The following is a 12,065-nucleotide window of genomic DNA, read 5'->3' as shown; positions in this document are numbered from 1 at the left end:
TAAATGGATCGATGGCGTGCGACTCGTATAGACATGCCATCCGGCAATTTTAACTTATCTTTGACACAGTATTACTTGATCGCCAATAGTTTTCGTTCGCGCACCACGCCGTCCTTGTCGATGGCGTACGCGACCAGCAGGGCGCCATCGTCGGCGCAGGCGTGGCACGTCTTCATGGGGGTGGAAAACAGCACGCTGTGGCCGCCATCCCCGGTGGCCGTCATGCCAACGAAGTCAGCGGGCGCGAACGGCATGGCATCGGGATGGGCGGCGGCAAAGGCGCGCCAGGCGGGCGTGGCGCGGTCTTCCTCGCGCACGGACCCCTCGTCGACGTCGATGGCGGCCCCGTCGCTGCCGATCAGCAGAGTGCCTTCATTCGTGTTGGCACGGAAAGGATAGGTGACGGTGGCCAGCGCCGCCTTGCCCAGCGGACGCCAGGCGGAAATGAAGCCGGGCTTGTTCGCCTGGATGAGCATTCTGGCGGCGGCGACAGCTTGTGGACGGGCACCGGAGCGCTGCATGGTGCGCAGCAGGCAGACGTCGGGCGCGGTGGCGGAGGTGTCGCTGCGGCAGGCCGACAGCGGGCGTTCCTGCCACACGGCGCGCGCATCGATGGGGCCGATTGGCTGGGCGCTGGCGGCTGGCAGGCCGGCCAGGCTGCTTGCGGCGAGCACGGCAAAGGTCAACAGGTGGCGGAAAAGCGGCGTGGGCATGGAGAATCCTTTCATTGGCACAAACACGGTAGTGCCCTGATTATAGGAGGGCGACGGCGCGCCACCGCGCACCGCAGGGTGGCTGCCTGACGCCGCGCCTGCGTGCGTCGCTTGCGCCCCGATTAGCGCCCCGATTAACGCTTTTTCGCCGCCGCCTGGCGCAGGGCCCTCGCTTCCGGTTTGTTGAGGATGTGCGGGCGCGTGGCCAGTTCCGCCTTGACGGCGGCGATGGCGGCGCCGAACTGCTGCTGCGCCTGCGCCGGGCTGGCACCCGCATAATGCTGCTGGTTCGATTGCGCGGCGCGCAGCCTGCGCAGCAGCGCCAGCAGTTGCTTGCCGTGCAGGCTGGCCAGGTCTTGCGCCAATGCCTGGCTGACCACTGCGCCGTCCACATGGTCGCGATCGAGCAGGCGCAGCAAGGCCAGGCCTGCGGGCTGTGCTACCGGAGTCGGCGTCAATTTGTTCATCCAGTCATTCTCAACGAGGCCAGAATTACAGGTATTCCCAGATTTCGTCGAACGTTTCGCGCGCAAAGTCATTGCGCCACGCTTCCGTATCTTTTTCGCGGCTGACGGCAAACACGGCGCGCCAGGCCTGTTTCGGCGACGTCGCATACGTGGCGGCGATTTTTTGCAGGCCGGCCACGCATTGGTCCACCTTGCAAGCACTTTTCGCCAGTTGCTGAGCCGCAGGCGCCCAGGCGACGGGGACTTTGACCAGCTCGCATTCGAAGCTGACGACGGCTGTCTGCATGCCGTTTTCCACCGTCACCGGGTCAGCCTTGGTGGCCTTGCAGGCGGCGCCGTTCTTGGCGGCGATGACATTTGCGGCCAGCAACTCGGCGGCCGGCGTCACTGCCGCGCGCATGCTGGCGGGGAACAGGTCGGCGATCAGCTTGCCCGTCTCTTTCGGGAATTTCGCCGTGGTGTCCTGCAGCGCGCTGTATGACGCGTACTCTGCAGGCTGGTGGCCTGCCACCCGCGTGGGGCGCAGATAGGCGTTGAGCTTGGCGACGCTCGCCTCATCCTGGTTGATGACGGTCTTGATGTACAGATCGGCCACCTCGACCGGGGCCAGGTCGATGGCGGCGGACTCGGCTGCCACGGCGGGCTGCATCAGCGCGGCGGTGGCGAGGGCGGCGGCCAGCAGGGTGGCAAGCGGGTAGGGTTTCATTTGTTGCATAGGTTTTCTCCACGATTCAATATCAGACGCCAGAAATGCCTTACGGCAACTCTGGCGCAGCGCATTGTATATGGTGAAAGTCATAACGTTGCGCACATTAGGTATCGGCCTTGCCGGCGGCCGCGATCAAGGCCAGCAGCAGCTCCTGGCGCCGGCCCTGCGCCTTGCGCGCCAGCGCGTCCAGCTTTTCCCGCTTGCCCCAGATGGCGTACAGCACGTGCTCCACCAGGTAATCTTGCATGCCCTGCAATTGCCGCAACAGGCATGCAAGCTTTTCCACGTCCTCGAAGTCCGCCTGGATCTTGAGCTTCACGTTGTCCGTGCAGGCAAATAGGCAAGTCACGAGCACGGGGATGCTGTCCGGCGTGACGCCATGCTGCGCGGTCAACGCCGCCGTGTAGGCATCCTGCACCGATTGGTGTTCTTCATCCACCTGCGCCATATAGTGCTGGATCAACGGGAAGTAGCGGGCATCCAGCAAGCCCAGCCCGAATGCGGCGTAGCTGCCCGGCATGCAATTCTTTTCCCCTTCCGTATCGGCATAGAATTCATATTGCTGCATGGCGGCGCGCGCATACGTTTCCAGGGCCGCATGCAGGGCGGGGAAGGCGAGGGCGTTGGCAAAGAAGCGGTGCGTGTCGGATTTCGCCAGGCCTTTGACGGGCAGGTATTGCTTGACCTTGGACTTGAGCTTGATCTGGTAGCTTTTCGGGAAACCGTGATCGAGCAAATGCGTGATGAACGCCAGCGCCTGCGCATATGCGCTGTCGCTTTCGTCGGCAATGGCGATGGTGATCGTCGCAAAGACGTCGTTGGCGCGGCATTCCAGCTGCGCATTTTTCAAGTGGATGGCGTCATCGCCGAAGGTGCCGCTGCCGTCGGTCAGCATGCGCGCGGCCCGTTCGCTGCCCAGTTCGCGGGCGATTTCAAGGAATGTCAGACCCTTCGATTTGGCATAGCTGGCGTCATGGCGCAAGATCAGCACGGCGCCGTACAGCAGCAAGTCGATCGGCTGCAGCGCCTGCGCATCGGCACCGGGCGCGGCGCCCGCCTTCAAGGTGTATGCCGTGGCGCGGTAGGCGGACTGGGCGCGGTCATAAAACTGCGGCAGGAAAACGTTTTCCGCCCATTGCGTGATGGCGCGGATGATGTCGTGGCGGTGTTCGGCCAAGGTATCGGGCTGGGTCTTGTTCAAGGCCTGGATGCGCTCGTACTGGGCGATGGTCCATGCCGCGTCGAGCTGCGGGAACAGCAGCCCGTCGAGCAGGTGGCGGGCCAGGAAGAACGTTTCCAGCGGTGTCGTCGGCGCGCTGCCGTGCGTGAGCCGTTGCTCGACGTAGCTGTGTATGCGCGCCAGCAAGTCCTGGCGTTTGTCGTCGTTGACGTGTTCCAGCAAGGTCACGTGCAGCTTGCCCTGCGCCGTCTGGAACTTGCCGCGGCACGTGAAGCGGTAATCGATCATCGGCGTGTCCACCAGCGGCGCCAGCCGGGCCCGCACCACGGCCGCCAGTTGCGGCACGACCAGCTCGCGCATCTGCGCATCATCGAGGCGGGCCGACGCTGTTGGACGTGCATCGTCACAGTCCAGGCCCAGGTCGATATCGTCGGCCGTGGCGCGCCCTGGCTTGTAGTCGAGCATGAAGTCGTTGAAGATGCCCACTTGCAAGCTTGTCCTGTCGACAGATTGCTGCAGGTCCGTGCGTTGCAAACGCTCATCAAACCAGGCGTGGATGGCCGCGCTCATTTCTGCCGTTATCTGTTCTTGCAGTGTGCTCATCGTGTGTTGCCTCTCCATTCATATTGCGTTTGTGCCATTAGTGCGCGGCAGTATAAATCATGGTCTGGTCCAGTGCCGCGCACCAGGCCGCACGGCGGCGAACGCGGTTCGTGATCTTTCACGCAATGTTGCATGGCAAGCCGTGTCGCGGGGTATTTCGCCTGCGCTTTTGCATTTCCGCACAGATCATCAAGTAAATGCAGGTATGGCTGGACGGAAATGTTACATCTGGGTATTCTGCGCATCTGATACTTATTTCTATACAGAAAAAAGTAAGAATAGGGAATAGGGCGGCGATCAGCGCAGTTGATCGCCGCCACGCACCATCTGGCAGGGAAGCTGTGCTGTCATCTAAAAAAGTAAGAGAGGTTGTTCATGGATCAGGAAAAGGCAGTTGTGTACGGTACAGAAGATTTGTTGATGAGTTTGTGTAACTCGGTCGTGCGGGTGCTCAACGTGGCGACGCAAAGCAAGGTGAATTATTCGGGCATGGTGCAGCGCATCACCAAGACGGGCCTGAAGCCGGACATCGGCTGCTTCGTGATGTTCGACGGCGGTTTCACCGGCCTGGTGGTGCTCAATTTCGCCGCCGATACGGCGATGGAAATCTACGAGCGCTACATGCTGCACATGGGCATGCCGAAGTCGGAGCTGGCCAGCTTCTACACGTCGGACGAAGTGTCGAACATCATGGGCGAACTGATGAACCAGATCGTCGGCGATTTCACGGGCAAGGTGCGGCGCGAACTGCAAACGAATATCACGCAGAACCAGCCGAAGATGCTGGTGCTGAACAAGCAGGTGATGCTCAGCGTCGACACGCCGCTGGACCGCCCGGAAATGCGCCGCGTGACGTTCTACACGGAAAAGAACAACATTTTCTATCTGGAGCTGGCGATCGACCGCACCGAGTTCATCAAGCTGCACGATTTCGATTCCAAGGAATACGACACCGATGCGCTGATGGCCACCGAGCACGCCAGCCAGGCCAGCCAGGCCGCCGCCCCGGCGCCGGCCGCGCCGGACGAGGACGACAACTCCGACCTGCTCAAGTCGCTCGGCATGTAAGCCAGTGTGCCGCGGTGCTTGCCGGAAAGGCCGGCAGCGCGGCGTCATCGCTCACGGCGCCGCAGCGGGCGCCGGCGGCAGCGATGTCAGTTTCTCCAGCCGCCGTTCACCGGCCATGCCAGGCAGCTGCGCGTCATCGAGCGACCAGTAGGCCAGCATATAGACCAGGTCGCCATCGGCGATCGTCAGTATTTCCTGCTGGCGTCCGCTGGGCGCCTTGTAATACAGGCGCCGCGCCGGCTTGCCGGCCACCGTCTGATTGAATGCCTGCGGTGAAATGCCGACCCTGTTGCCCGTCTTGCCCTCCATCGACATGGCCGAAATCGTCAGGTAGGCGCGGTCCGGGCATCGGGCCAGCAAGTGTCCACCGTTCAGCACGCTGGGCCGTTCGCGCGCCACGGGGAAGCCCATGGGCTGCACCCCGATAATATCGTGGCAACCGATCTGCTGCGCCATGCCGGTCAGCAAGGTCAAGTCGGTCGCGCTGGAGTAGTGCTTGGCATCGGCTTGCGCCTGGGTCAGGGCCCAGCGGCGCTCCAGTTCGGCCAGCGAGATGTCGGTCGAGATGGGCAATGGCGCGGGAGCCTCCGGATTGGCCGCCTTCGATACCTCCTCCTGCATCAGGGCCTCGGCGGCCCGCATGCGCTCGACCTGCCTGGTGACCAGCGGCTCGGCGGCCTGGGCCGCGTTGGCGAGGAGGGCGGCGGTGGCCAGTGTCAGAATATGGTTTGTCAGCATAGGGCCTCGGTGATGTTGCGCATGCAGCGCTTGGGGAACGGTACGGCTGACCGGCATTCTGGCACTGAATGGCGCATTTGCCTATGGGCGCACGCCTGGCAACGCTGCGTACTTGCCATCCTATCGCCCGGCCACCGCCGGCGCCAACTCGATACCGCTCAGTTTCCAGCCCCATATGCCATGGCGTTGAAGGACCAGTCCGCCTTCCTTGTCGCCCTCTTTCGCGCGGACGATGAATGTGTTCAGTCCCGCATAGCCGGCGGCATAGTCGGCCTTGGTCTGCTTGCCCTCGGCGCTGGCGCCGTCGTCCGCCTCCGCTTGCGGGCTGACTGCGCTCTTGTTGACCAGGGCCACGACGCCGGCGGGCGAGACCATGGCATCGACCATCTTGCCCAGCATCGCGCCGGCGATCGACTGGCCCAGCGCGGCGAACGGATTGTCGCTGCCGGCCACCGCCGCGATGCTGCTGGCCATATTCGCTTCCAGCTGGGTCTTGACGCTGTCGCGCAGGGCGGGGAAGTCCACGTGGCTGGCCAGGGCTTCGGCGTCGCGCGCGGCCACGGCGGTCTTGATCTGATGCAAGGCATAGTAGGGCGACGTATAGGCGGTGGCGGCGATGGCGATGGCCGCCACGGCGGCGGCGATGGTGATCTTTTTCAAGTGAGGCCCGTCTGGTGAGTAGAGAAAAATGCAGTCGCCGCAGCGTAGCGGTTAAATGGAAGTTCAGCAATAATATTTTCTTGCCATTATTTGCCCCTTGTATTTTGCCGTTGTCGCACCAGATGCTCTTGTCGGACCACTATAGAGTGGATGAGGGTGGGTGCTGTATAATGGGAGAAAAGTACCTAACTAGCTGTTTTAACTGAATAAAGACTTAATATCACATGCTTTCAACCGCAAATATTACGATGCAGTTTGGCGCCAAGCCATTGTTTGAGAATATCTCCGTCAAGTTCGGCGACGGAAACCGCTATGGCTTGATCGGCGCGAACGGCTGCGGCAAGTCGACGTTCATGAAGATCCTCGGTGGCGACCTGGACCCGTCCGGCGGCAACGTCATGCTCGATACCAACGAGCGCCTGGGCAAGCTGCGCCAGGACCAGTTTGCGTTTGAAGACATGCGCGTGCTCGACGTCGTCATGATGGGCCACACGGAAATGTGGGCCGCCATCCAGCAACGCGACGCCATCTACGCGAACCCGGAAGCGACGGACGACGACTACATGCAGGCGGCCGAGCTGGAAGGCAAAGTCTCCGAATACGACGGCTACACGGCCGAATCGCGCGCCGGCGAACTGCTGCTGGGCGCCGGTGTCGCCATCGACCTGCATCAAGGCCCGATGAGCAATGTCTCGCCAGGCTGGAAGCTGCGCGTGCTGCTGGCGCAGGCCCTGTTCTCGAACCCGGACATCCTGCTGCTCGACGAGCCGACGAATAACCTGGACATCAACACGATTCGCTGGCTGGAAGACGTGCTCAACGAGCGCAACTCCACCATGATCATCATTTCCCATGATCGCCACTTCCTGAACCAGGTGTGCACCCACGTGGCCGACATGGATTACGGCACCTTGAAGATTTATCCGGGCAACTACGACGAATACATGTTCGCCTCGACCCAGGCGCGCAACCAGCAGCTGGCCAACAACGCGAAAGCGAAAGACAAGGTTGCCGAGCTGCAGGAATTCGTGCGCCGCTTCGCCGCGAACAAATCGAAGGCCCGCCAGGCCACGTCGCGCGCCAAGCAGATCGAAAAGATCAAGGTCGACGACATCAAGCCATCGTCGCGCGCCTATCCCTTCGTGCGTTTCGACGGCGAAAAGAAATTGCACCGCCTGGCCGTGGAAGTCGAGAATATCTCGAAAGGTTTCGACCGCCAGCTGTTCAAGAATTTCAGCATCATGGTCGAGGCGGGTGAACGCATCGCCATCATCGGCGCCAACGGCGCCGGCAAGACCACCATGCTGCGCTGCATCGCGGGCGATATCGCCGGCCTGCAGCCGGACCAGGGCCGCGTGAAGTGGGCGGAAAACGCCAACGTGGGCTACATGCCGCAAGACCCGACGGAAGATTTCGCCAAGGATACGAACCTGACCGACTGGATCGGCCAGTGGACGAAAGAGGGCGACGACGACCAGGCCGTGCGTTCCATCCTGGGCCGCTTGCTGTTCGGCGGCGACGATGTCAAAAAGGCCGTCAAGGTGCTGTCCGGTGGTGAAAAGGGCCGCATGATGTACGGCAAGCTGATGCTGGGCCGCCACAACGTGCTGATGCTCGATGAGCCGACCAACCACATGGACATGGAATCGATCGAATCCTTGAACATCGCGCTGGAAAAATACGCGGGCACCCTGATCTTCGTGTCGCATGACCGCGAATTCGTGTCCTCGCTGGCCAACCGCATCATCGAGATCAAGGAAGATGAAGTGGTCGATTACCGCGGCAACTATGAAGACTACCTGAAGAGCCAGGGTATTGATTAATATCTAAGGCAATATGCCGGATGGCGCGCCAGTCGCCCATCCGGCAGCACCACACCGACGCGCCGCGGTCCTTTCGTTCCGGCGCACTGCTTCATTGCAATCGTGCCGGTCTATCCCGTTTTTGTTTGACACAGCCATGCAAACTTTAGCCATCAAATCCGTCGAGTACGAACATCCACAAGACGGAGCCAGCTGCACTGCCCACGCCTGGGCGCGCACGCCAGCGACGCCTTCCCCGGCCGAAAAAGCCGAACTGATCACGCGCATCAAGCGCCTGCTGATCGAGCGCGAAGCCGTGCTCGTTGCCCACTATTACGTTGATGCTGACCTGCAAGACCTGGCGGAAGCCACGGGCGGCTGCGTCTCCGACTCGCTGGAAATGGCCCGTTTCGGGCGCGACCATCCGGCCAAGACCCTGGTCGTGGCCGGCGTGCGCTTCATGGGCGAGACGGCAAAAATCCTCAGTCCCGAAAAAACCGTCCTGATGCCCGACCTCGACGCGACCTGTTCGCTCGACCTAGGTTGCCCGGCCGATGAATTCACGGCCTTCTGCGATGCCCATCCGGACCGTACCGTCGTCGTCTACGCCAACACCAGCGCGGCCGTCAAGGCGCGCGCGGACTGGATGGTGACGTCCTCCATCGGCCTCGATATCGTGGCCCACCTGCATGCGCAGGGCAAGAAAATCCTCTGGGCACCGGACAAGCATCTGGGGTCGTATATCCAGAAGCAGACGGGCGCCGACATGCTGCTGTGGCAGGGCAGCTGCCTCGTGCACGACGAGTTCAAGGGCATCGAACTCGATTTGCTGAAGGAAGAGTATCCGCAAGCCAAGGTGCTCGTGCATCCGGAGTCGCCCGCCAACGTGGTGGCGCTGGCCGACATGGTGGGCTCGACGTCGCAAATGATCGCGGCGGCGCAAACCATGGACACGGACACTTTCATTGTCGCCACCGACAACGGCATCCTGCACAAGATGCGCGCGGCTGCGCCGGGTAAACGCTTCATCGAAGCGCCCACGGCCGGCAACAGCGCCACCTGTAAAAGCTGCGCACATTGCCCGTGGATGGCCATGAACGGCTTGCTGAATCTGGCGCAAACGCTGGAAGCCATGCACAACGAAATCCACGTCGATCCCGCCGTCGGCCAGCTGGCCGTGCGCTCGATCAATCGCATGCTCGACTTCGCCGCCGCCAAGAAGGCGGGCCTCCAGCCGGGCGCGGACCTGGCAAAAGAAACCACATTGTTCCAAGGAATCGGTCCAGCATGAGTACCCTCGTTAATTCTTTCGCTCCCTTCGATCCCGCCCTGGCGCGCGCCTTCGAGGGCAATCTGCTGGCCGCCTTGCTGGAAGACGTGGGCCAGTGCGACCTGACGGGCGAGCTGGTGCCGCCCGACCATATCGTCACGGCCCGCGTCATCGTGCGCGAGGCGGCCGTGCTGTGCGGCGCGCCGTGGTTCGAAGGCATCATGAAAAGCCTGGACCGCAGCATCGACATCGCCTGGCATTACGCCGAAGGCGACATGATGGCGGCCGACAGCGTCGTGTGCACGATTGAAGCGCCGGCGCGCGCCTTGCTCACGGCCGAGCGCAGCGCCCTCAATTTCCTGCAGCTGCTGTCGGCCGTGGCCACCGCCACGCGCCGCTACGTGGACGTGGTGGCCGGCACGAAGGCGTCCATTTTAGATACGCGCAAGACCTTGCCGGGGCTGCGCCTGGCGCAAAAGTATGCGGTGCGCGTGGGCGGCGGCAAGAATCAGCGGCTGGCCCTGTACGACGGCATCCTGATCAAGGAAAACCATATCGCGGCCGCGGGCGGCGTCAGCCAGGCCCTGGACAACGCGCGCGAGCTCGACGCGGGCGTGCCCGTGCAGATCGAGGTGGAAACCCTGGCGCAATTGCAGGAAGCGCTCGATGCGGGCGCCGTCTCCGTCTTGCTCGACAACTTCAGCAACGACATGATGCGCGAGGCCGTGGCATTGACCCAAGGCCGCGCGCTGCTCGAGGCGTCGGGCGGCATCAATGCCGACACCGTGCGCGCCATTGCCGAGACGGGCGTGGACCGCATCTCGATCGGCAGCCTGACCAAGGATGTGCGGGCCACCGATTACTCCTTGCGCATCGTCGGCTGATGAAAAAAGCAGGGCGGCGCCTGCTGGCCCTGGCCCTGCTGGGGCCGGTCTTGGCCTTGCCCCTGCAGGCGCCGGCGCGCGAGCTGCTGGCCGTGGGCGCGCAGTTCGAGCGCGTGTTCGAGTACCAGGTCAGCGGTGAATATGGCGGCCTGGGCGCGGAATTGCTGCGCCTGATGGCGGCCCGCACGGGCAATACCGTGCGTTTCCGCATGGTGCCGTGGGCGCGCGCGCAAGCCATGCTGGTGCAGGGCCAGGCCGACATCCTCATCGGTCCCTACAAGTCGCCCGAGCGCATCGCCAGCATGGCGTTTTCCGAGAAGCCGTTCTACCAGGACCAGATGGTCTTTTATACGCGCCAGGATGCCAGCTTTGGCTGGGATGGCGATTACAGCGTGCTGAAAAACCGCCGCGTGGTGCTGCTCAATGGCTGGGCCTACGGCGCGGACTGGGAAAGGGTGCGGCCCGGCTTGCAGGTCAGCGTGGCCAACAACGTGGAAAACGGCTTGAAGATGCTGGTGCACAACCACGTCGATGTGTTCGTCAGCAACCGCCGCAATACCGACCCCGTCATCGCCCGCCTGGGCTATGCACGCCAGGTGAAACCCCTGCCCAGGGTCGTGGAAACGCAGAACGGCTATTTCGCCTTTCCCCGCTCGCCCGCCTTCGACAGGCTGCGCCTGCAGTTCGACCAGGAATTGAACAGCCTGATCGACAGCGGCGAACTGAAAAGACTGGGCAAGCGCTACGACGTCAGCGTGCCCTGATGCCGCGTTTTTTTGCCGCGCTTGACCTGCCGCAAACGTCCGGCTAGGTCCGGTTGTACCCTGAAGACAGGCTGCGCGACCTTGCGCGCCACGTCGAAGGGGAACGCCATGAAACCGCATTCCATCAGCCAGCTTGGCTGCGCCGCGCTAGCCGCCATGCTGGCCTTTGTCCTGTTTGCTTGCGGTGGCGGGCATCACCACCACAAGCCCCCCGTCCAGAGCGCCTACGCGGCGACCAGCCTCGTGTCCGACACGGCGGCGCTGCCTGCCGCGCATATCGATCCCAACCTCGTCAACGCCTGGGGCGTGGCCTTCAATCCGCGCGGCTTCGTCTGGGTGGCCGCGAATGGCACGGCGAAGTCCACCTTGTACGACGGAAACGGCGTGCCGCAAACGCTGGTGGTCAGCACGCCGGCGGGGCCGACCGGCATTGTTTTCAACGGCACGCAGGATTTCAAGCTGAGCCAGAACGGCGTGACGGCACCCAGCCCATTCATTTTCGCCAGCGAGAGCGGCAGCATCTCGGCCTGGTCGCCGACGGTCAGCCCGACGACCGCCCTGGTCGTCTTCGATGGCAGCGCCGGCGGCAGCGTCTACAAGGGCTTGGCGATCTCCGCCTATGCGGGCGCCAATTACCTGTATGCGGCCGATTTCCATAACGGGCGCGTGGATGTCTTCGACGCCAGCTTCGCCAGGGTCAGCCTGCCCGGCGGGTTCAGCGATCCCAGCTTGCCGGCCGGCTATGCGCCGTTCGGTATCCAGGCCATCGGCGAGCGCATCTATGTTGCCTACGCCAAGCGGGAACCGAGCGGCGACGATGAAGAAGCTGGCGCCGGCCTGGGCATTGTCAATGTGTACGACAGCGCCGGCACCCTGCACAGGCGCCTGGTGACGGGCGGGGCCTTGAACGCGCCCTGGGGCATGGCGCTGGCGCCGGCCGATTTCGGCATGGCCAGCAATATGCTCTTGATCGGAAATTTTGGCGACGGCAGGATTAACAGCTATGACCCGTCCACGGGTGCCGCAGGTGGGCCGCTGCGCAAGGCCGATGGTACGCCGCTGGTGGTCGATGGCTTGTGGGGCATCGCCTTCGGCAATGGCTTGAACAGCCAGCCCACCAATACGCTGTTCTATGCGGCCGGGCCGGACGACGAGGCGCATGGCCAGTATGGCCGCATCGACTTGAAATGAGGGAAGAGGGAGGCCC

Annotated in this window: 12 protein-coding genes; 6 read left to right on the top strand and 6 right to left on the bottom strand. The window is 62.9% G+C overall.

Annotated features, from left to right (window positions below):
• Positions 1-71 precede the first annotated feature (71 nt).
• From BM193_RS11175 to BM193_RS11160, 4 genes are all read right to left on the bottom strand, one after another.
• A complete protein-coding gene (locus BM193_RS11175) occupies positions 72-713 on the bottom strand; it encodes a hypothetical protein (RefSeq protein WP_092797793.1) in 642 nt (213 codons plus the stop codon).
• Between the two features lie 134 nt (positions 714-847).
• The gene (locus BM193_RS11170) at positions 848-1,180 is read right to left on the bottom strand and encodes a hypothetical protein (RefSeq protein ID WP_092797792.1); all 333 of its coding nucleotides are present in this window, start codon (positions 1,178-1,180) and stop codon (positions 848-850) included.
• A gap of 25 nt (positions 1,181-1,205) precedes the next feature.
• Positions 1,206-1,895, bottom strand: a complete 690-nt coding sequence (locus tag BM193_RS11165) for a hypothetical protein (RefSeq protein ID WP_092797791.1) — start codon at positions 1,893-1,895, stop codon at positions 1,206-1,208.
• 97 nt (positions 1,896-1,992) lie between these two features.
• Positions 1,993-3,672 (bottom strand): DUF6138 family protein, encoded by a 1,680-nt coding sequence (locus BM193_RS11160; protein WP_092797790.1) that lies wholly within the window; start codon positions 3,670-3,672, stop codon positions 1,993-1,995.
• Positions 3,673-4,047: 375 nt separating this feature from the next.
• Between BM193_RS11160 and BM193_RS11155 the strand changes: the two genes are divergently transcribed.
• Positions 4,048-4,740 carry a DUF3334 family protein gene (locus tag BM193_RS11155; RefSeq protein WP_092798063.1) on the top strand — a complete coding sequence of 231 codons (693 nt, stop codon included), beginning with the start codon at positions 4,048-4,050 and terminating at the stop codon, positions 4,738-4,740.
• Between the two features lie 51 nt (positions 4,741-4,791).
• On the opposite strand, the gene BM193_RS11150 is transcribed toward BM193_RS11155, so the two are convergent.
• Positions 4,792-5,478, bottom strand: coding sequence for a hypothetical protein (locus tag BM193_RS11150; protein WP_092797789.1), 687 nt, complete (start codon positions 5,476-5,478; stop codon positions 4,792-4,794).
• 120 nt (positions 5,479-5,598) lie between these two features.
• The gene (locus tag BM193_RS11145) at positions 5,599-6,138 is read right to left on the bottom strand and encodes a DUF2939 domain-containing protein (RefSeq protein ID WP_175533241.1); all 540 of its coding nucleotides are present in this window, start codon (positions 6,136-6,138) and stop codon (positions 5,599-5,601) included.
• 224 nt (positions 6,139-6,362) lie between these two features.
• Here BM193_RS11145 and BM193_RS11140 point away from each other — a divergent pair, with 224 nt between their 5' ends.
• The 5 genes from BM193_RS11140 (at position 6,363) to BM193_RS11120 (ending at position 12,049) form a co-directional block, all read left to right on the top strand.
• Positions 6,363-7,961, top strand: a complete 1,599-nt coding sequence (locus BM193_RS11140) for an ABC-F family ATPase (RefSeq protein WP_034756044.1) — start codon at positions 6,363-6,365, stop codon at positions 7,959-7,961.
• 136 nt (positions 7,962-8,097) lie between these two features.
• Positions 8,098-9,231: a quinolinate synthase NadA gene (gene nadA, locus BM193_RS11135; RefSeq protein WP_092798062.1), complete on the top strand. Its 1,134-nt coding sequence runs from the start codon at positions 8,098-8,100 to the stop codon at positions 9,229-9,231.
• Complete coding sequence (nadC, locus tag BM193_RS11130) at positions 9,228-10,094, top strand: carboxylating nicotinate-nucleotide diphosphorylase (protein WP_092797787.1); 867 nt, start codon at positions 9,228-9,230, stop codon at positions 10,092-10,094. The genes nadA and nadC overlap by 4 nt, the downstream gene beginning before the upstream one ends.
• Complete coding sequence (locus BM193_RS11125) at positions 10,094-10,858, top strand: substrate-binding periplasmic protein (RefSeq protein WP_092797786.1); 765 nt, start codon at positions 10,094-10,096, stop codon at positions 10,856-10,858. The genes nadC and BM193_RS11125 overlap by 1 nt, the downstream gene beginning before the upstream one ends.
• A 108-nt stretch (positions 10,859-10,966) precedes the next feature.
• A complete protein-coding gene (locus BM193_RS11120; protein ID WP_175533240.1) occupies positions 10,967-12,049 on the top strand; it encodes a TIGR03118 family protein in 1,083 nt (360 codons plus the stop codon).
• The last annotated feature ends 16 nt before the right edge of the window (positions 12,050-12,065 follow it).

Origin of the sequence: Janthinobacterium sp. 344 (genome assembly GCF_900112025.1) — a bacterium.
GTDB lineage: Bacteria > Pseudomonadota > Gammaproteobacteria > Burkholderiales > Burkholderiaceae_D > Janthinobacterium.
The sequence above is the reverse complement of the archived record's forward strand: the minus strand, read 5'-3'. Positions and strand labels throughout refer to the sequence as shown.

Excerpts from the sequence above, each read along its gene's own strand:
- BM193_RS11140 (WP_034756044.1), top strand. The coding sequence starts at position 6,363 with ATGCTTTCAACCGCAAATATTACGATGCAGTTTGGCGCCAAGCCATTG.
- BM193_RS11170 (WP_092797792.1), bottom strand. The coding sequence starts at position 1,180 with ATGAACAAATTGACGCCGACTCCGGTAGCACAGCCCGCAGGCCTGGCC.
- BM193_RS11125 (WP_092797786.1), top strand. The coding sequence starts at position 10,094 with ATGAAAAAAGCAGGGCGGCGCCTGCTGGCCCTGGCCCTGCTGGGGCCG.
- BM193_RS11165 (WP_092797791.1), bottom strand. The coding sequence starts at position 1,895 with ATGCAACAAATGAAACCCTACCCGCTTGCCACCCTGCTGGCCGCCGCC.
- BM193_RS11160 (WP_092797790.1), bottom strand. The coding sequence starts at position 3,672 with ATGAGCACACTGCAAGAACAGATAACGGCAGAAATGAGCGCGGCCATC.
- BM193_RS11155 (WP_092798063.1), top strand. The coding sequence starts at position 4,048 with ATGGATCAGGAAAAGGCAGTTGTGTACGGTACAGAAGATTTGTTGATG.
- BM193_RS11150 (WP_092797789.1), bottom strand. The coding sequence starts at position 5,478 with ATGCTGACAAACCATATTCTGACACTGGCCACCGCCGCCCTCCTCGCC.
- BM193_RS11120 (WP_175533240.1), top strand. The coding sequence starts at position 10,967 with ATGAAACCGCATTCCATCAGCCAGCTTGGCTGCGCCGCGCTAGCCGCC.
- BM193_RS11175 (WP_092797793.1), bottom strand. The coding sequence starts at position 713 with ATGCCCACGCCGCTTTTCCGCCACCTGTTGACCTTTGCCGTGCTCGCC.
- nadA (WP_092798062.1), top strand. The coding sequence starts at position 8,098 with ATGCAAACTTTAGCCATCAAATCCGTCGAGTACGAACATCCACAAGAC.
- nadC (WP_092797787.1), top strand. The coding sequence starts at position 9,228 with ATGAGTACCCTCGTTAATTCTTTCGCTCCCTTCGATCCCGCCCTGGCG.